This window comes from Pseudocolwellia antarctica (assembly GCF_049933045.1).
In the GTDB taxonomy this organism is placed as follows: Bacteria; Pseudomonadota; Gammaproteobacteria; order Enterobacterales; family Alteromonadaceae; genus Pseudocolwellia.
On the sequence record NZ_CP187926.1, the window covers coordinates 670,892 to 690,094 of the forward strand.

The 19,203-nt window shown below is 35.1% G+C and carries 13 protein-coding genes; 4 read left to right on the forward strand and 9 right to left on the reverse strand.

From position 1 onward, the window contains the following. Window positions 1-354 precede the first annotated feature (354 nt). Both ACPUVN_RS02970 and ACPUVN_RS02975 read left to right on the forward strand, forming a co-directional pair. Entirely contained in the window at window positions 355-3,150 is a 2,796-nt protein-coding gene (locus tag ACPUVN_RS02970) for a TonB-dependent receptor (protein ID WP_426369934.1), read from the forward strand. 80 nt (window positions 3,151-3,230) lie between these two features. Then, window positions 3,231-4,562 (forward strand): metallophosphoesterase, encoded by a 1,332-nt coding sequence (locus ACPUVN_RS02975; RefSeq protein WP_426369935.1) that lies wholly within the window; start codon window positions 3,231-3,233, stop codon window positions 4,560-4,562. A gap of 432 nt (window positions 4,563-4,994) precedes the next feature. On the opposite strand, the gene ACPUVN_RS02980 is transcribed toward ACPUVN_RS02975, so the two are convergent. Beyond that, window positions 4,995-7,475 (reverse strand): SIR2 family protein, encoded by a 2,481-nt coding sequence (locus ACPUVN_RS02980; protein WP_426369936.1) that lies wholly within the window; start codon window positions 7,473-7,475, stop codon window positions 4,995-4,997. Window positions 7,476-7,842: 367 nt separating this feature from the next. Further along, window positions 7,843-8,571, reverse strand: a complete 729-nt coding sequence (locus ACPUVN_RS02985) for a cupin domain-containing protein (protein WP_426369937.1) — start codon at window positions 8,569-8,571, stop codon at window positions 7,843-7,845. A 500-nt stretch (window positions 8,572-9,071) separates the two neighbouring features. Here ACPUVN_RS02985 and ACPUVN_RS02990 point away from each other — a divergent pair, with 500 nt between their 5' ends. Beyond that, complete coding sequence (locus tag ACPUVN_RS02990; RefSeq protein WP_426369938.1) at window positions 9,072-10,277, forward strand: SMP-30/gluconolactonase/LRE family protein; 1,206 nt, start codon at window positions 9,072-9,074, stop codon at window positions 10,275-10,277. 78 nt (window positions 10,278-10,355) lie between these two features. Here ACPUVN_RS02990 and ACPUVN_RS02995 read toward each other — a convergent pair whose 3' ends face one another. After that, the gene (locus tag ACPUVN_RS02995; protein WP_426369939.1) at window positions 10,356-12,662 is read right to left on the reverse strand and encodes a peptidase U32 family protein; all 2,307 of its coding nucleotides are present in this window, start codon (window positions 12,660-12,662) and stop codon (window positions 10,356-10,358) included. Between the two features lie 203 nt (window positions 12,663-12,865). Here ACPUVN_RS02995 and ACPUVN_RS03000 point away from each other — a divergent pair, with 203 nt between their 5' ends. Next, complete coding sequence (locus ACPUVN_RS03000; protein ID WP_426358081.1) at window positions 12,866-13,558, forward strand: glutathione S-transferase; 693 nt, start codon at window positions 12,866-12,868, stop codon at window positions 13,556-13,558. A gap of 116 nt (window positions 13,559-13,674) precedes the next feature. On the opposite strand, the gene ACPUVN_RS03005 is transcribed toward ACPUVN_RS03000, so the two are convergent. From ACPUVN_RS03005 to ACPUVN_RS03030, 6 genes are all read right to left on the reverse strand, one after another. Then, window positions 13,675-14,355, reverse strand: a complete 681-nt coding sequence (locus tag ACPUVN_RS03005) for a DUF1826 domain-containing protein (RefSeq protein WP_426369940.1) — start codon at window positions 14,353-14,355, stop codon at window positions 13,675-13,677. Next, the gene (gene zigA / locus ACPUVN_RS03010) at window positions 14,352-15,527 is read right to left on the reverse strand and encodes a zinc metallochaperone GTPase ZigA (protein ID WP_426370545.1); all 1,176 of its coding nucleotides are present in this window, start codon (window positions 15,525-15,527) and stop codon (window positions 14,352-14,354) included. The genes ACPUVN_RS03005 and zigA overlap by 4 nt, the downstream gene beginning before the upstream one ends. 314 nt (window positions 15,528-15,841) lie before the next feature. After that, a complete protein-coding gene (locus tag ACPUVN_RS03015) occupies window positions 15,842-16,261 on the reverse strand; it encodes a hypothetical protein (protein ID WP_426369941.1) in 420 nt (139 codons plus the stop codon). Between the two features lie 231 nt (window positions 16,262-16,492). After that, on the reverse strand, window positions 16,493-16,978 hold the full coding sequence (locus ACPUVN_RS03020) for a hotdog fold domain-containing protein (RefSeq protein WP_426358077.1): 486 nt from the start codon (window positions 16,976-16,978) through the stop codon (window positions 16,493-16,495). A 292-nt stretch (window positions 16,979-17,270) separates the two neighbouring features. Beyond that, on the reverse strand, window positions 17,271-18,434 hold the full coding sequence (locus ACPUVN_RS03025; RefSeq protein ID WP_426369942.1) for a serine hydrolase domain-containing protein: 1,164 nt from the start codon (window positions 18,432-18,434) through the stop codon (window positions 17,271-17,273). A gap of 345 nt (window positions 18,435-18,779) precedes the next feature. Continuing rightward, on the reverse strand, window positions 18,780-19,067 hold the full coding sequence (locus ACPUVN_RS03030; protein ID WP_426358075.1) for a SemiSWEET family sugar transporter: 288 nt from the start codon (window positions 19,065-19,067) through the stop codon (window positions 18,780-18,782). Window positions 19,068-19,203: the final 136 nt, after the last annotated feature.

Genomic DNA, 19,203 nt, shown 5'->3' on the forward strand with positions numbered 1-19,203 from the left:
GTTTTAGTTTTTTAAATGATTAAAGAACATAAATATTGAACTACGTTTTTTATGAGAATAATTATTTATAATTATATTTCAGCTGCTTATCCTTACTTGTTGGTGGCTTTAGAAACTTCTAATGTTAATTTCCAACACCATCCTAAATACCTTTATAAGCTCCCTAAAACTCTCCAACTTGTATTATCTGGTTTTTTCATCATTTAAAAACATTTTATTACATTGTCTTATCTCTGAAATATTAATGTCATTTTTCTCGTTTATGGTAGCGCCATTAAAATAATAAATTAAATGCATATAGCTAAAAAGTTAACTATGCACTTTTATAAAAAACATAAAATAACGAGAGAAAACATGAAAAAGCAGTCCTCACTAGGTAAGTTAACATTACTCAATACCGCTTTAATCAGTGCATTAGCTTTCACGTCACTTGATTCACTAGCAGAAACCGATGTTTCAGGTCGTATAACAGACTCACAAAATAGCGTTTACTTTGAAGGCGCTCAAATCAAAATTGAAGAATTAAATTTAACTACGGTAAGTAAGCGAGATGGTTCGTTTCATTTTGATAACCTTCCCGAAGGTAAATACACGCTAGTTATTCGCTATATTGGCGTACCTGAAGTACGTAAAACTTTGGTAGTAACTGCTGAATCACAACAAACAAAAAATTATGTAATTGGTGCTGACACTCGAAGCATGGCTAACGTGATTGTTTATGGTCAACGAGCAGGTCAAGCAGGTGCGTTAAACCAACAGAAAAATGCTAACCGTTTAGTTTCTGTTGTTAGTGCTGACTCTATTGGACAATTACCTGATCAAAATGCTGCTGAAGCGTTACAACGTTTACCGGGTTTATCGATTCAACGTGACCAAGGCGAAGGACGCTTTGTAGCGATTCGCGGTATCGATCCTAACTTAAACAACGTAACCATTAACGGTCTTAACGTTCCATCGCCTGAAGCTGGTGTACGAAGTGTAGCAATGGATGTTATTCCTAGTGAACTGATTTCAAGTTTAGAAGTGAGCAAAACCGTAACTTCAGACATGGACGCTAATGCCGTTGGTGGTTCAATTGAAGTAAAAAGCTTAAGTGCATTTGACCGAGAAGGGCGCTCGTACAGCTTGAATGTTCAAGGTTCATATAATGAGCAAGTAAGTGAAGCAAGCCCTAAAGTTTCAGGTAGCTTTTCAGATGTATTTGTTCTTGATGGTGGTAGTCAATTAGGTGTTGCGGGTGCATTGTCTTGGTTCAAGCGTGAATTCGGTTCAGAAAACTCTGAAACCGATGGTGGCTGGAGTGATATCGAAGTTGAAGATGCAGCAACGGGTGGCGACGTAGAAATATTTGGCGCTGAAGAAATTGAACAACGCTCATACAAAATTGAGCGTGAAAGATTTGGTGCCGCTTTAAACTTAGATTTACACGTAACGCCAACAGACAAATACTACTTACGCAGCTTCTACAGCAAGTTCTCTGATGATGAATACCGTTTACGTAATCAATATAAGTTTGATAAAGGCGCAGTTGATTTAACCTCATTAACGGATAATTCTGCACAATATATTGATGCAGAGATGGAACGCGATACAAAAGACAGATACGAAAGCCAAGAAATACTTTCGGTTGTTACCGGTGGTGAAAATCAATTAGGCGACTTGTTTGTTGAGTATCAACTAGGGTATTCAAAATCGACAGAAGAAGAGCCTGATCGTCTTGATATTACTTTTGCAGGCGAAGACTTTGCTTTAGGTTACTTATCGTCAGGCGAAATTCCGCAATTAACACAATCAGCAGATGCTCAAAATTTAGCTAACTTCGAACTAGATGAAGTGCTTTATGCAAACAACCTAACTGAAGACGAAGAAACCAGCTTTAAACTTGATATTACCAAAGACTTTGTTTGGAATAATTACAATGGCGCATTTAAGTTTGGTGGAAAATACCGTAGCCGTGAAAAATTCAATGATGTAAATACGAGTATTTATGATGGTGGATTTGACGATGTAACCGCTGACGCATTTAGCACAGGCGAAGTGGATTACAGTTTAGGTAACTTTGGCGAAGGTTTGTCACGCGATGGTTTAGCTGATTATGTTAATGCCAATAAATCAAACTTTGAATTAAATTCATTAGAGTCTGACATTGAAAGCCAAGGCAATACATACAAGAGTAAAGAAGATGTTTTAGCCCTTTATGCCATGGTAACGTTAGACATTGAAAAATGGCAAATTGTTGCTGGTTTACGCTACGAAGATACAAGTTTTGAAACATCAGGCAACAAGGTTGAGCTAATTGCTGACGAAGTAACAGATACTGAAATTGTAGACATTTCTACTTGGAACGTTTCAAAAGACTACGATTACTTACTGCCTAGCTTAAACGTTAAATATAACGCTAGCGAAAAACTATTAATGCGCTTTGCATACACGCAAACCATTGCACGACCAACTTTTGGTGATTCAGCAGCATTTCAATTAATTGAAACTGAGTCTAGCCTTGATGACGGTGTCGTTGAAATAGAACGTAAAGCTGAAGTAGGAAACCCAGATTTAGACCCTTACGAATCACAAAACTTAGATTTTTCAGTTGAATACTACCCTGGACATATCGGTGTTTTATCAGCTGGCTTATTTTATAAAGATATCGACAACTTTATTATTGAAAGCGAAGTGCAAGACAATGGTCAGTGGGACGGGTTTGAAGAAGTTATTCAATCGGTAAATGGCGGAAGTGCTTCATTAACAGGCGTAGAATTAGCTTGGAATAAAACTTTTGATTCAGGTTTATTATTAGGTGCTAACGGAACATTTGTTGATGCAGATGACAAACTACCTAATCAGTCAGACACTATTGGTAACTTAATGATTGGTTTTGAAAATAATAGCTTTAGCACACGATTAAGTGCGAGTTATAAGAGTAAAACTTTCCAATTTGAAGACAATGACATTGCGGTTTATGAAGGCGACCACACACAAATCGATTTCAGCAGTAAATATCATTATTCAGATAATATACAGTTTTACTTTAATGCGAGTAACCTTACCGATGAAGCGCTTTACTTATATCACGGTAATAAACAATATAACTATCAGTATGAACAATACGGTAGAACATTTGAGTTAGGTGTATCTATCACATCATTCTAGATATAACTCATTTAAATTAAATACTTAAATCAAACGTACTGTAATAATTTTATTGCAGTACGTTTTTTCGGATAAATAATATGAAACATAACTTTACTTTATATACTTCAATTTTAATGGCTTGTGGTGCTATGGCTTGTAGTCAGTTATCAACAACTGATAAGCAAACAACTCAAGCTGACTTAAGCGATAAATCATCATCAGGTAAGTCTGTAAACATCTCGTTTTTAGCTTTTGGCGATGGCGGTTATCATCCTGACTACCCAAAAATCAAACACATTAAAAAGCCGAGAAACAAAGAAGAGTTTATTGAAAAAGAACGCGAAGATTGGCTTGAAGATTTTCGTCCAATTGAAGAGTTTGATCACGCACCTATCTACATTTACCCAAACACCGAAACAGCAACAGAAGACACAGGTGCTGGCGTTGTTGGTTTAGCTATGGCTGAAGTATGTATGCTACGCCCTTGTGAGTTTGCTATTCAGCTTGGCGATAACATTTACCCTGACGGCGCTGACGCTAATGACGGTAAAGACGATCAAAAGCGTATGGACGATCTTATTTTAAAACCGTTACAACCGCTTATTGATAACAATAACGACATTATGATTTATTCAGCTTTAGGTAATCATGACTGGAAATCATCACGTAAAGGCGTAGCGTTACAAACCGAATGGATGAAAAACCAACCTAATTTTTACTTAGGTGAAAAAGGTTACTACCAATATAAAGTAGGAGAGCAGGGCAACGATGTTGAGTTTTTTGTACTCGACACCAACATGTTACTTTCAGCTCAGCCAATTTACGAAGTACCGTTAAATGCTGATGGTAGTGAAATGGAGCTTGAACAAGCAAAACTACAAAAGAAAGGTGAGCTTGAATATGCAGAACCTCACGAAAACCCAGTAAAAGGTGAAAACCTTACACAATTAGCATGGTTGAAACACGGCTTAGAAAATTCAACAGCTAAATGGAAAGTGGTTTATGGCCATCATATTCTTTGGTCTATTGGTGGTACTAAATACAGCGAAGGTCATGTATTACGTGAACTCATTATGCCGACATTATGTGAAAATGCTGATGCCTATATTGCAGGGCATGAACATGACTTAGAACTACTTACTGATGATTGTTCTGTTTACGGACACGCTGATAAGCCACCATTACCATTAATTATAAGTGGTGCAGCATCTAAAATGCGTGGTAAACACACGCCGTTTTCTCAGTGGCAAGAAAAGCGCTACCCAGAATACGATTTAGTATGGTCTAAAAGTTTTGTATGGGGATTTGCTCATATCACTTTAGATAATGAAAACGATAGCTTAAATGTTGATTACTTTACAACGCCAAGAGATCAATCAGGTAAAGTCGTAAATGAAGAAAGCTTTAGTTTTAAAAAGCGAACAGATTAAGTGTGACAGTTAAAACTTAATCTGACATATTGAAATATCAGAGTTTAACTAAGTGTGTCAGACGGTCATAAACTGGTTTTTTTCAATTACTAATGTCAGCTTTCAATCGAAAGCTGACATTGGCTTTTGTGAATCCTTGATCATATTTAGAAGGATATTAGCCAAGAATTTATCATCGACTGAAAGTCGGGTTTAAGCTCATTGCAACCAGTGGAGTTTCATCTCAGAACATTAACTGAGGTCACAAAGCCGACCTATAATAATTAGCTTAACAAACACTATTTTATATCTCGCTTTCGCCCCATAACTAGATAGGAACTAACCGTCACTATCGCCACAAAGAAGCCTAAGTTTATGGACTAAAATCATCGTGTAAAACATTAGCTTATTATACAAACGGGGCACTATTTAATTTAAAAATAAAAATTAGTCTTATTTTTTTATGCGAGCATCTTTGATTTCTGTAGTTATCTTTATAAGGATTTCTTCAGCTTTTACGACATAATCCCCTCTTTTGATTATATGAATATCTTCTTCATTCATTTTGAATATTATTTCAGATAATGCATTACAAGCATATTCAAATTCTACTTTTTGTCTTTTAGAGAAGTAATTATATTTTTTATCATAAATCTCCCCATATGAGATCACTTGTCTAAATTTAAATCCATCATTTGGTAAAGATGATAACAACGTATTTGTCTTAGAAAAATAATTATACGCTTCTAAAGCGTCTTTAGTTTTTAAACACATGATAATGAACAATCGAGCTTGCTGAGTATCAATATTATCAGTGTGATAACTTTTTCTTTTTGCTGCGAGTTCGTAAGCATTATCTAAAAAACGCTGTGATAAAACCTCATCATTATATTCTAGTTTGCACATTGCATATTGAACCCAATAATGTGGGTGTTCTGTTAATCTACTGACTTCCCTCTTAATCTCCATATAATAATTATTAATCGTGGCCTTTTTGTGTGGCATTAATTTTTCAATTACATGGTATCTTAAAAGTGATTTATATATTTTAATCTTAACAATATCAGAACCATGTGTGTCTATAAAATCTGATACGATTCGTAAACATTCATTTTTCACATATGTTTCACTAAAGCAATAATTTATAAGAAATAATGAAAGTAAACTAGATCGTGTTTCAATTTGGCTATCGTTTGAGGAAAATCGGTAAAAACTTTTAAAAGAAGTATCTGTTCTAAAATCAATATCATATATAGCATCATTTCCTGCCATATCAGAAATGATGTCTGATTTTTTGTTAACTCCTAAAATATCGCATATTGCTATAGAAAAAAGAGTCCTTTTAAAAGGAGGATTCTCAAATATACTAACAGTCAATTCAGTAATTTTTTGTGATATTTGAGGGCTTTTTAATAGTCCCAGTAAAACACCTGATAACTGGCTATTGTAACTGTTTTTAATTTTCAAGTGTTTCTTAGAATGAGATAATCCCGTAAACTCACTCCAAGAACCTTGATCGTTAATAATATTGATTAAGTCATCAATTTCGGTGTCATTTAATAAATCTAGACCTATCGCATGAATCTTTATTTCTAACTTTTCAAGATCAGAAGTTAACCTTAAACTTTCAGCATTTCTATCAGATAATAACAGGGTGATATTATCTGGCTTAATTGATGAATAATAGTTTAAAATATTTTCGTATTTCGTATAATTATCGATAATTAAAACAAAATCCCCCCTCATTTTTGAAATAATATCTATATCTTGTAAGTAATCAGCCTCATCATTTTCAAGAATATAAGTTTTAGTCCCGTTTGTAGTTAAATATGATGCGAGTATGTCTAAAAATACAGTTTTTCCATTCCCAAGGTCACTATGAATAAATACATTTTTATTTTTAAACAGTAAGGATGAAGCTTCATCAATGGCCTTTCTATTAAAGATATATGGGATCGTAAAATTCTTACTAATTGCAGTATCTATTTGAGCTTGCTTATAATCACCATATAAAAGCAACTTTGTTGTATCCGCTTCAACTAAATCATCTACACTGGATATAGTTTTCAATATAAATGCTTCAGGTTCTGGCATTAAAGTTAATTCTGTACTGTCCCTCTCGATTTTAGATATAATATCTGCAAATTTATCAATACCTATTGGTAACACGTGTCCAAATTGAGATATTTCAAATGTATCTTTATGTGAAGCACCTTCATGCGTAATAAAGTATGTTTTATCCTTTAAATGAGGTAATTCAAATAATAATTTTTGTACATCAAAATCATATAAAGAATACCCTGCAAATATTATTGCACTACTTGTTTCCAAGTCGCGTTTGAATATAGTACGCCAATTTGAATCAAGAAAAGAGTCAGGTGATAAGTAAGAAGAATTAGATAATTTAATTTTATCTTTTAAATCATCCACCACAGCTTTATCTATAAAGCCATTTAAATGGATACATAAATTATCATTTTTCACAAAGTCACTTGTAGTGTAAGTTAAGTCTACTGACTCAACCCTTATGCCACTTTGATGGCCAGCTAACTCAATTGAATTATCATAATTAGTTGTATAGAAACGTTTCCAACCGTTTGATACGATCGTTTTATGATAATCAGAAACACTTTTTAATATAAAGTTATCTTTTAGTAAGCTCAATAAAGGTGAAGGGTTTGAATTATATTTAAGGTATACATTTGCAGTATATTTTAAATCTTCATCTTCATCGATACCTGCAAGTTTAGATATTTTCTTTGATAAACCTTTAGCTAGTGGTGGTTCTTTACCTAATGTGTTTTCTGTTCCTAACGAAAAACCTGCGCCAGTAAAAAGGATCGCATTTCCTGTCTGTAATCTACTTTGAAGTTTTATTAAATCAACTTCAGGTAAAGATAACGAACCAACTGAAACTCCATTACCTAAGTCCATATTTACACCAATTATCAATAATATATGTAAAATAGTCTCCTATATAATAGAGTTAATATCAATACATATATATCTATTGCAGGAGTAATGTCATTTTGACCACACATTTAGATTTGACCTGATGGTTTGCTGAGGTTATTTACGCTCTATAGCTATGATTAGAGTATTTGTGAACATCACTACTAGCTTCCGCTTAGCGCACAAAGTGAATATTAAAAATTAAATGATGAATGACCGCTTTGGTGGCTTTTACGACTGTCAGTTTAGATTAAAATCTGACAGCCCAAAATGTCTGTTTAAGTTTCATCTACTACAGATAAAGTTAAGTACTTAACTCTAGCGCAGGCTTTTTATGGTTACTTAACAGCTATTTTATTTGCGCAAAATAAATAGTTATATCTTCTGTTGCCAACCATGAGCAACGAGTGCCTTTCGGGATAAAGAGGGCTTCGCCTGAACTGACTTTATGTTCAATACCCGAAGTGTCAGTACAAGTCAGATTGCCTTGCTTGATGGTCATAAATTCATTGTATGGAAAGGTGATAAAACCTGTATCAAAGCCTTTGCTTTGCCATATACCTGACGTAAAGGTTTGACTGGGGTTTTGATAAAGTACTTTTTTATTATGGCCATCAGACGTCGCTTGCCAAGGAACTGAGCTATTCTCATTTATGTTATGTTCATTGAAATAAACAAGACTTGTGTAGTTTGAGTTTTCAGGCTCATTTTGTGGCTTATAAATGAGATGAAACTTACGTAAGTTATCGCTTTGATGCCATTGGTAATCGTAGCCTTTAGGTATAACAAAGCTTTCGCCCGCCGTAACCGTTTCTACTAAACCAGTTTTATTATTTTTTATTTCAGCAACACCTTCGATGATGCTTATAAATTCATTAAAGGTATGAGTTGTATCACATTCTATTAAGCTGTTAGCTCCAGAAACCCCCACATAAAGTCCTATTGAATCATCTTCATAGTAGCAATGTGTATTCTTATGTGCTTTTGATACGTTCGATTTAGCTACTTTAAGTTCATCAGTCATATCATCAATGGCTGTTGAAGTTTGACTTAATTTGACTATCTTTATGTTTGGCATAGCTTGTACTTAATAGTGTTATGAATAAATGCTGTAAATCTAGTTTAATGAATTAATATTCAGCTAGTTTATACATGTTAAAAAATGCCTAATACTATTTTATGAAGCTGGGGATAAGCCTACTAGGAAAAATATATACAAGGTTATTAAAGTCCATTGTAATACTAAACGTTAATTTGTTGTTGAACTAACTGTTTAACTACCATTTTAGTTTGTATTTGTTGCTCTGGATTCTTATTTTCGTCTTTCTTAAGTTGTTATTCAAATGGCTTAATTATGCAAGTTTATCAGGTGACTCTTTGTCTCCTGCGCCAATGTTTGTTGGGTCAATCATAAAGCCATTAAACAATCTTGCTAAATCATTAACCGTATCAATATTCAAAAACTGGTCGTTGGCATAAATACTTGAGTGATCGGCTTTTTAGTCTTTTATAATTTAAGCTATGATAGCTATTAAGTTAATCACTAATTTTATTATGAACAAACCTCAAGGTTTTTTAATGTTAATTAAACAAAGTAAATCTAAAAAATTCACACTTATTGCGGCTTTAAGTACGAGTTTGTTTTTGGCATCGTGTGCAGATGGTGTTATTGAAAATTCAGCTAACTCAAGTAGTTCAGCTAGTTCAAGTAAGACAAAGTCACTAGCGACTACAAAGTTAAATGAATTATATTGTCCTGCTGGTTCTGAAAATGAACAGCTAGATTTAACCGATGTAAACTTAACTCGTGTAGATAATATTCCATTAATGTATCAAGGTGCTAATAATGTTGAAGGTCCAGTTTGGCATGATGGCGCTTTGTATTACACAAATATGGGCGCACACCAACCTGATGAAAAAGGTTTTAAATTAACAAACCAAACCACTATTTGGCACTGGGTTCCGGGTAGTAAACCTGAAGTTTGGCTGGATGACACGATTGCAGGTACCAATGGTTTAGCCCTAAATAGCAAAGGGGAATTAATCGCGACACGTCATCTTGACGGTTCTATTTCAAAGATTGATTGGAAAACTAAGCAGATAACGCCGATTGTTAGTGGTTATCAAAATAAACGTTTTAACTCGCCAAATGATTTAACACTTGCTGACGATGACACGATTTATTTTACTGATCCAAATTGGAATATACCGTCAAATGTTGACCTAGCGACGGTGCAGGGTGGTGGAAAAGCAGGATCTACTGAAGCAGGGCAACGAATTTATCGAGTGACAGCAGACGGCAAAGTTAATGCGATTGCGGTTACTGAACTTGTTCCAGCTCTGGCTGATAAGCCCAATGGTATTATGTTGTCTCTTGATCAACAAAAGCTGATTGTTGGTGGTTTGCAAGGCTTGTGGGTATTTAGCTTAAACAAGGGGGAAGTGTCTCAGCCTAAGCAATTGTTAAACACACCTATTGATGGGCTAGGTAAAGATTGTAGCGGCAATATATATGTTACAACTACGCGAGAACTGGCTGACAGAAAAGATGGGCAAGTGGTTGTGATACTTGATAATGCTCAAAAAGAAGTGGGAACGTTAAACGTAGACAGTATTCATATTGTTACTAACATTGCTTTTGGTGGCAGTGACGGGAAAACTTTATTTGTAACTGGGCTTACAGCGCCTATGGACGGAGAAAAACCTCGTTTATGTGGTGAAGAGGTTTGTTTACAAGCTGGAATTTACTCAGCAGAGCTAAATGTAAAAGGCTTTCCTTTTTAAGTTATATTTCACTTATCTTTAGATATAAAAAGGGGCTTAAAAGTTAAACTTTAAGCCCCTTTATGCGTTAATCACGAATTAAAGTCCGTTGTAGTACTGCACGTTAGTTTGTTCTGGTACTAATTTATCAAGTACGGTTTTGATTTTTATTTGTTGCTCAGGATCATTACTTTGGTCTTTCTTCAGCAATTGCTCAAATTGTTCAATAAGTACGGCTTTATCAGGCGACTCTTTATCGCCTGCGCCTATGTTTGTTAGGTCGATCATAAAGCCATCAAATAACGGTGCTAAGTCGTTAATAATATCAATATTCAAAAACTGGTCGTTGTTATAAATACTTGGGTAACCCGCTAATTGTTTATCAATAGCAAATGAAACACCTTTAAGATTGGTGATGCTAGTCGACTTGTCGCACGACAGCATACAACCGTTATCTATACGTGGCTTTTCACAACCTACACTTTGTTGGAAGAAACACTGACGACTAGTCATTAACAAAATAGGGTGATAAATACTGTAAAACAATTTGAAGTTTTCAGGGCGAGCAATGGTTTTCATTTGCTGATGATTAATCTCGTTAGAAATAAATGCACCTTCACAATCAAACGACTCTTTCATGGCTAATAGCGCATAAGAGTTAGTGGTATTTAAGAAAGGACCCGCGATCCATCTAATACCTAACTCAAAAGCTCGGTTAGCAATACCGGTATTGTTGGTTACGATAAGCTTAGGTTTTACTTGCTCTAAAATGTTAAGCGCCGCATCGTAATCTTTACCAATTAATACTGACGGGAACCATGGTATTAAGGTTGGATTCTCTTTGAAAAATCCTACGTATTTTGTACAACCACGTTTGTAAGCATCAGGTAATTTAAAGTAAATATCAGCATCGGTTACGTTACTTAAATTAATATCTGTTTCATCTGAAATAAGAAGTGATAGCTTAGCTTTAACGGCAGGATCTTCTTGTTTAGGATGACGGGTTAATTTAGGTAAAATAACTTCAGGATGAACTGGAGAGTTGTCATTAAGTATTAACGATAATTCGTTTTTAAGGGCTGTTAAATCTTTAAACGGAATACTTAAGTTGTTTTCAACCGCGTCACAATTTAACTCAATTAAATTAAAGTGTGCGTTGTTAAAACCTTTGAAACGCTTTTCAATGGCATCAGCGTCAATGCAGTTTTTATCGCTAGCAACTAAGCTGTTATTTGATGTAAGTTCAAAGCTTTGATCTTCAGTTATGGCTTTACCTTCACCATAACCTTGAGTTTTAACACTAAGGGTTAATGGGCTACCAGCGCTACCACTAAAGGTTAACGATAGCGGTTGTTTATCAATACTTAGGTGTTTGATTTTGTCGAAAACAGACGTATTTATTTCTTCTTTTTCATTACTTAAGTTCTGCTCAACTTCATGTATTTGAACAACTGAAATAGCGTTACTTTTATCAATAGCATGATATTTAGAGTTATCACGCGGGTTTTCGATAAACATCGACTGATTTAGATCACCTCGTAAAAAGGCGTTTGAAAAGTCGCGGTTAAATACTTTATAAAGACGTTCGCCGTCTTCTAGTAATTCACCTGTTTCTACAAAACCATCAATTTGTTTACGGAAACTATCGATAACTGTGTGTACGTAACTTGCGCCTTTAATACGCCCTTCAACTTTAAACGAATGCACACCTGCATCTATTAACGCAGGTAAGTCGAAGAAGGCTGAGTTGTCTTTTATATTTAACGGGAATTTATTACCTGATTCAGTCGGTTTGTATTCTTCGCGACATGCTTGACTACATCTGCCACGGTTACCTGAATTGCCCACACTTGCTGATGTTGAGTAACATAAACCTGAGAAAGCGACACATAAAGAACCGTGCACAAATACTTCGGTCAGTACTTCTTCTTCACGACTTACTTCAGTAATGGCGGTAATTTCTCTTAAGTTTAATTCTCTTGATAAATTAACTCGTGAAGAACCTAACTTTTTAAGGAAAGGGATTTGACCAATATTATGAGTTGTTAACTGTGTAGAAGCGTGAATATCAAGAGTAGGGAAGTGCTTATTTAACACGTACAGTAAACCTAAATCTTGCACGATAACGCCATCGAGTGTGGTGTTTGCAAGCTTGGTTAATAATTTAGCTAGCGATTTAAATTCACGTTCTAGAATGATGATATTTAACGTAAGAAATATTTGGCATTCGTACTGATGAGCCAGTCGAATACAGCCAACAAGTTCATCAAACGAAATATTAGCAGCACGGTTTCGCGCATTAAAGGTATCTAAACCACAGTAAACGGCATCTGCACCCGCAATAATCGCGGCTTTTATTGCATCTATGTCGCCACCTGGCGCTAATAATTCAATTTTTGGACTCATTTCTCTACAACTTTAGCCATGTATAAGGCAGTTAAATTTTTAAAGGTGGGATTTTACGCACTTATTCGACAGATGAATACCGTTAAAGTGCGCAAAATGTGTAAACATTGAATTTCATTACAAATGTAGTTATTTAAATAAGTGTGTCAATATAGCTAGGTATTGATTAATCCCATTTATTTATCTTAAGTGCCTGCCATTATATGACTCAGAAAAAAACCTATCCGATTCTTTATTCGTTAAGAAATTGTCCTTATGCGATGCGAGCTCGTATCGCCATTTATAAAGCTAAGCAGCCCGTATTACTGCGTGATCTTGTGTTAAGTAATAAACCTGATGAGATGATAGCGGCGTCAGCTAAGGCAACGGTTCCTGTTTTAGTATTACCTAACAAAGAAGTAATAGATGAAAGTTTAGATGTAATGCTGTGGGCATTAAATGAAACAGATCCTGATGATTTACTGCAAAGTAAAAGTGATGATGGCTTAACGGATATGCTGAATCTTATTCATGTATTTGATCATGAGTTTAAAGTGGCTTTAGAAGCTTACAAATGTGCCAAGCGTTACAAAGAAAACAATGTAGCTGAATGCCGAGAAGAGTGTGAAAAGTATATTCAAATGTTAGAGCAACGTTTGGCTGTAAGTGAGCATTTATCAGAAGGTTTTTTATTTGGCGCAAAGGAAAGTTTAGCTGATATTGCTTTACTGCCTTTTATTCGACAGTTTGCGCGAGTTGAGCGCCAATGGTATTTGCAATCGCCTTATCCGAAAGTAAAACAATGGCTAAATAAATATCTGCAAAGCCCTATGTTTACTAAAGTAATGGCTAAACATCCGTTGTGGTTAGAAACAAAAGAAGAGATTTTATTAGGTTTGCCAACTCAAGTTAAATAGTTTGAATGCTTGGTATGTTTGTGGGTAAGAGATTGATTAAGTTATGCCTCGACCTATATAAATCGAGCTAAGGTTATATAAATTAGTACAAGGCATAGTTTTGGTAAATCGGTAGTTTAATCAGAGATAAAGTCGAGAGTTAATAATAATCGACATTCACCTGCTGTTACTGCAGGTGAGCGATGAACTAAACCTGCACCTTGAGTGTCATCCCAGTTTTCACCTTTAAGTAATGCAACATCTCCTTCAGAGAGTCGATTGATATCTTTAACATTTTTAAAAAGCCCTGACTCTTCGTCGCTTTTTCCTCCGTTACCTGCGCCTAATTTACTTCGGTCTATCACGTTATGATTCAACCACTCAGTTGCGATACCTTGGTAGGTAGTGACTAAACGACAAGGAATACGGTCAACATGGAAGCGAGGGCACATAGCACGATCAAGAACTGTTAATCTTAAGCCTGCGCATTCAAGATCAAATAAACAACAAAACATATCAACTAATAACGTAATGTCATCACTTAAAGCTGTCATCATATTTGATTCACCAAAAGTATCACAAAGAACTTTACGAGTACTTTCAGGTGTTACAGCAAGTATGGCTGTTTTTTTTGAATGATTTTTTAAAAAATGATTAACAGCGGTGTTTAGTTCGCTAGAAACGTCGCGCTGCCAAACAACAATATTAGTGTCTTCTCGATAAATATTGGTAAACACATTGGCATCTTTAGCTGCACTTGATTGACGAGATATCACGTCTGTTATTTCATTTTCATTAATATTTACTACTGCATTCATACATTTTCCTCCCATTCAGGAAAAGGGTCGTTTAACGTTGCCCAATATTTATTGCCTTGTAATAACTCACCTTCTGACAGTAAGCAGTTATCTAGGGCTGAGATTAATTTATTTTTATCTAAATTCTGTCCGATAAAAACGAGCTCTTGTCGCATATCACCAAAGGGTTCAACCCATTGTTTGTTGATTTCATTAAGAGATTCTTCGTCGGTAGGCCAACTGTTTTTTGGTACAGCTTTCCAAAACATACCAGAGAAACCATAACGTGCTATTCCTCCAGCTTGGCTCCATTGACCACAAAATTGAGGTCGTGTTGCCAACCAGAAATATCCTTTTGAACGGATGAGTTTGCCGAATTGCTCTGTGTTATGAAGGAAGTGATAAAACTTTTCAGGATCAAAAGGTTTACGCTCTATGTAGTTGAAGCTGCTAATTCCGTATTCTTCTGTTTCAGGAACGTGCTCGCCACGCATTTCTTTTAACCAGCCAGGTGCTTGCTCGGCGCGTTCAAAATTAAAAAAACCTGTGTTGAGTACAGCGTTAACATCTACTTCACCTGAAGATATTGGAATAATTTTAGCATGAGTGTTAAGTACTTTTAGAATGGCTGCAAGTCTTTCTGTATCAGCAGGCTTAACCAGATCGGTTTTGCTAATCAGAATAACGTCTGCAAACTCTACTTGATCAACTAATAAGTCGGCTACGCTGCGCTCTTCTTCTTCACCTAGAGACTCTTTAGTGTCTTGTAAATACTGAGCTTCGTCATAGTCTTTTAAAAAGTTTACTGCATCTACAACAGTCACCATGGTGTCTAACGAGGCGATATCTGATAATGAAATGCCATCTTCATCGGCAAAGGTAAAGGTTTCTGCTACAGGTAGTGGTTCAGAAATCCCAGTAGATTCAATAACGAGATAATCAAAACGACCATCTTTTGCGAGTTTGTTAACTTCGATTAGAAGATCTTCACGCAGCGTACAACATATGCAACCGTTACTCATTTCTACCAGTTTTTCATCACTACGGTTTAATGAAACATCATTTTTAATGGTTGCTGCGTCAATGTTTATTTCACTCATATCATTAACAATAACCGCAACTTTCTTACCTTGACGGTTGTTTAAAATGTGACTTAATACGGTTGTTTTTCCTGCACCTAGGAAGCCTGACAGGTAATTTCTTTTGAAGCATGTTACAACATCTCTATTTTATTATAAGTGTTATGTTATAACATAACACTTTGGTGTGCTAGTCCATCATTTAAAATTTAACTCTGGAAGATAAAAGCTTAGAAATGTTACCTGTTTATTTGATTCTTATTTGAAGAGAAAAGCTAAAGAGTAAAGCTGAAGGATAAAGCTAGAAGATAGAGTTGTAGCTAAGTTTTAGTGGGTATACAAAAGAAGAGGGATGACAGCCGTATTCAACATAGATAAAGAATAGGGCTGTTGGAATTTAAATAGAGGTTATTGAGTATGACCAAGTGTTATTCAGGGTACTTTTGGTCGAGTGCTTTTAAAGATCGTAAGAATAAACCTAAGCCACCAACCGCTAAAACCAATATAACTATCAAATCAAATGAACTCATGCTTCTAAAAGAGAAGCGAATTGAAGAGATAACGCCAAAAATAAGTCCGCTGATAGAACCTATGCTTAAGATCCAACCTAAAATATTTCTGCTGTTATAAAAGATAAGCCCAACACCAAAAATGAAAGGTATCATGATCATGCCGCTAGTTATGCTAAAACCACTGCCACCTGCTGAGAACCTGTATAACCCCATTCCCATTCCAAAACTTGAAGTGACTTTAATCGCGTTTAATAACATATAAAAGCCACCACACATCATTACTAAGCCAATAAAAAAATGACCTAAACCACCTGAAGTACCACCAGCACCTTTCATATAAAAATCCTTATTACTTAATTAGCCACGTTGAATAGTTAGTTAATAATGAGTCTGGTTTACATAACTCAGACTTAATTACGGTTAAGCACTTATTATGTCTCAATATTTATATAATTGTTAGGAAGAATTATTGCTGAGGGTATTTGAAATCGTTTAACGTTAACGAAGTATTGTGATGAAATTTAAAGGAAAAAGGCAGAAGCTTAATGCGTCTACCTTTTGTGTTTTTTATTCTGCTGTAAGCCTAGGAGTAATTCGCATCGTAATGTCTGCATGAAAAACCTTATTGTGATTTGTGTCGTAAACATCCACAGGGAGAATAACATCTTGTGCTTCATTCCAATGGTAATCACCCACTTTACATATTATGCGCAGATCGGTTTTAGCTATTTTTAAGTATTGCACTGTCATACCTATCGGGATCCAGCGGAAATCACTGGTTAACGAAATGTCTATAAGAACACCCGCAGAAAGCTCTGCTGCATTACACATCGCGATAGCATGTACTGATTTTAGATGATTATGAACAGCACGACGTTTCTTTATAGTGAGTTCAATATGACCTGGCTTAACGATAATAAGTTTCGGTTTTATAGTGCCAAAGTAAGGGACTGTAAAACATAAAGCTTTACCTACGAACCATCGACCTAAGGCGAAATTACCAAATATTTTCCAAAGTTTTAACATGAGACTTTTTGAAGGTTTATACGACATTTCTTTTCCTAATATTCACTAAGGTTAACTGGTCTAATGAGTTATTGTTAGTGTCAGTTTGGACTGATATTAAAGATAAGTCAAAAACTTAAGTATAGTTGAATTGTTAACTTAGGAAGGTAAGTTATCAGCCTGTTTAAAAAGGGGGAGATGACGACCAAGCTTGAGGTGTAGGCTAGTAATGGCGAACGTAAAACTTAATTAGCTTACCGGCTGATAAGCTAATTAAGGTAAATGCGACTTAGATTAATACTTGAATTAAATAAAGCGCATTATTTATATTGGTTCTGACTTAACCTTTATGAACAGCCTTCCAAAAATCGTGAGACAATTTATTAATTAAGTTTGATTCGGCATTCATTAACATTGCAAAACCGACTTTATGCTCTGGCGAGTAACCTATGTCAGCACGAAAGCCTTTAACCCAGCCTGAATGATAAATAATAGGGCTGTCTTCAAATTGATATATGCGCCAACCGTAGCCGTAATGAGCGTCTTTTAAACTTTCTTTCCAGTACCTACGCTTAATATCTTTTTTAGTTCTAATTCTTGGGGTTGTTAATTCTTCAAGTAAATGCGGAGATAATACATCAGGGTTATTACCCATATTAGCGCTAACCCATTTGGCTAAATCAGTAATACTAGCGTTTATGCCGGCTGCTGGCGCTACTTTGTAGTAGTCTGGCTCGACTTTTACCGGGTACCAAACATTTTCTTTTATGTACTTTCCTTTGCTGTCTTTTTTATTGGTACGTCTACTTTTGATTAGTACGTGAGGTTTAGCGGTATTTTTGTTGTTGATAAACGCATTGTAACCTACTGAAGCATTATCCATTTTTAATGGCAGAAAAACTCGCTCTCTCATTAAGGTTACATAATCTTTTGGTTGGCTTTTCTCGATGGCAAACTGCAAAAAACCGTAAGCGATATTTTGATAGCCGTAACATACGTCAGGTTTACAAATAGGCGTTACACGGTCAAATCGACTTATGATTTTTTCCATACTCCAATTTTCATGGAGTAGGTTATCGTAAGCATTTGGCATTAAACCACTTGAGTGACTAAGAATATGTTTTAGTTGTATTTTCGCTGCAGATCCTTTTTGAGCCAACTCAAAATTAGGTATGTATTTGGTGATAGGTTCAGACAAGTTTAATACTTTTTCTTGCGCTAACATGGTGGTAATGGTTGCTGCAAAAGGTTTAGACACTGAAGCTAATCGGAAAACGGTATCTTTATTAATTTTTTGAGTTTTATTTTTGTCGGTATAGCCAATGGTTTTTAATGCAATGATCTTGTCATCTTTAATAACAACAAAAGCAGCCCCAGGAATATTGTGTTTTTTTAGTTCGTATGTGGCTTTTTTAGCAAAGGTTTTCGTTATTTCTGTAATGCTTTGCGCAGTAGAAATAAGAGGAAGAAAACAAAGTAAAACGATGATTAATCGATAAAACATACAAAGAACCTTTCAAGTAAACAGCTATTAAGTAAATACTTTTATACCAAAACAAACCATTAGCTAGATGATCATAACTAAAGATTTCAACCGAATACTTATAAGGGATTTTTATAGCAATATCTACTTGCTATAAAATAAGTCGATTTATTAATGGTAACGGTATTACTTAATAATTAAAGAAAATATCAGTACAAGTTGAATATTGTATATTGTTTTTGTGGTTTTCTATAGAGGTGTTGAGTGTTGGTTTTTATTAATACAGATAAATAGAGACGAAATGCTAAGCCTAACTCTAAAGAATATGGTCATTTAATCTTATTATCTTCTTTAGAGTAAAAGGGGTTAACTAGAAACTTCTTTCTTGCGCTTCAACTTCACATCGTTATATATTTTCATTGATAGAATAACCGCTGATAAAACAAAGGTGATCAAATTAGCAATGATTACCGCTTTATCGCCTATGATTATTCCGTAAACCAACCAAAAAGCCACACCAACAGTAAAAATACTATACATAGCAAGTGAGAGAGATGAAGTATCGCGTGTTTTAATTACCTGAATTGTTTGAGGTAAAAATGAAATAGTGGTTAAAAATGCGGATACGAATCCTAAAGTTTCAATGCTTGTCATGGTGTCCTCCGAATGATTTCGGATGAGGGTTAATTAAATTGGCTGCATTCTACGCTAAAATTTAATGCTTTTTTATGTTTTTTCTCTCTTAAATTTATTCAATTCTATGGTTTTAGATGATGATATAGATAGGCTG

Excerpts from the sequence above, each read along its gene's own strand:
- ACPUVN_RS03030 (WP_426358075.1), bottom strand. The coding sequence starts at position 19,067 with ATGACAAGCATTGAAACTTTAGGATTCGTATCCGCATTTTTAACCACT.
- ACPUVN_RS03000 (WP_426358081.1), top strand. The coding sequence starts at position 12,866 with ATGACTCAGAAAAAAACCTATCCGATTCTTTATTCGTTAAGAAATTGT.
- ACPUVN_RS02970 (WP_426369934.1), top strand. The coding sequence starts at position 355 with ATGAAAAAGCAGTCCTCACTAGGTAAGTTAACATTACTCAATACCGCT.
- ACPUVN_RS03025 (WP_426369942.1), bottom strand. The coding sequence starts at position 18,434 with ATGTTTTATCGATTAATCATCGTTTTACTTTGTTTTCTTCCTCTTATT.
- ACPUVN_RS02980 (WP_426369936.1), bottom strand. The coding sequence starts at position 7,475 with ATGGACTTAGGTAATGGAGTTTCAGTTGGTTCGTTATCTTTACCTGAA.
- ACPUVN_RS02990 (WP_426369938.1), top strand. The coding sequence starts at position 9,072 with ATGTTAATTAAACAAAGTAAATCTAAAAAATTCACACTTATTGCGGCT.
- ACPUVN_RS02995 (WP_426369939.1), bottom strand. The coding sequence starts at position 12,662 with ATGAGTCCAAAAATTGAATTATTAGCGCCAGGTGGCGACATAGATGCA.
- ACPUVN_RS03005 (WP_426369940.1), bottom strand. The coding sequence starts at position 14,355 with ATGAATGCAGTAGTAAATATTAATGAAAATGAAATAACAGACGTGATA.
- ACPUVN_RS03020 (WP_426358077.1), bottom strand. The coding sequence starts at position 16,978 with ATGTCGTATAAACCTTCAAAAAGTCTCATGTTAAAACTTTGGAAAATA.
- ACPUVN_RS02975 (WP_426369935.1), top strand. The coding sequence starts at position 3,231 with ATGAAACATAACTTTACTTTATATACTTCAATTTTAATGGCTTGTGGT.
- ACPUVN_RS02985 (WP_426369937.1), bottom strand. The coding sequence starts at position 8,571 with ATGCCAAACATAAAGATAGTCAAATTAAGTCAAACTTCAACAGCCATT.
- ACPUVN_RS03015 (WP_426369941.1), bottom strand. The coding sequence starts at position 16,261 with ATGAAAGGTGCTGGTGGTACTTCAGGTGGTTTAGGTCATTTTTTTATT.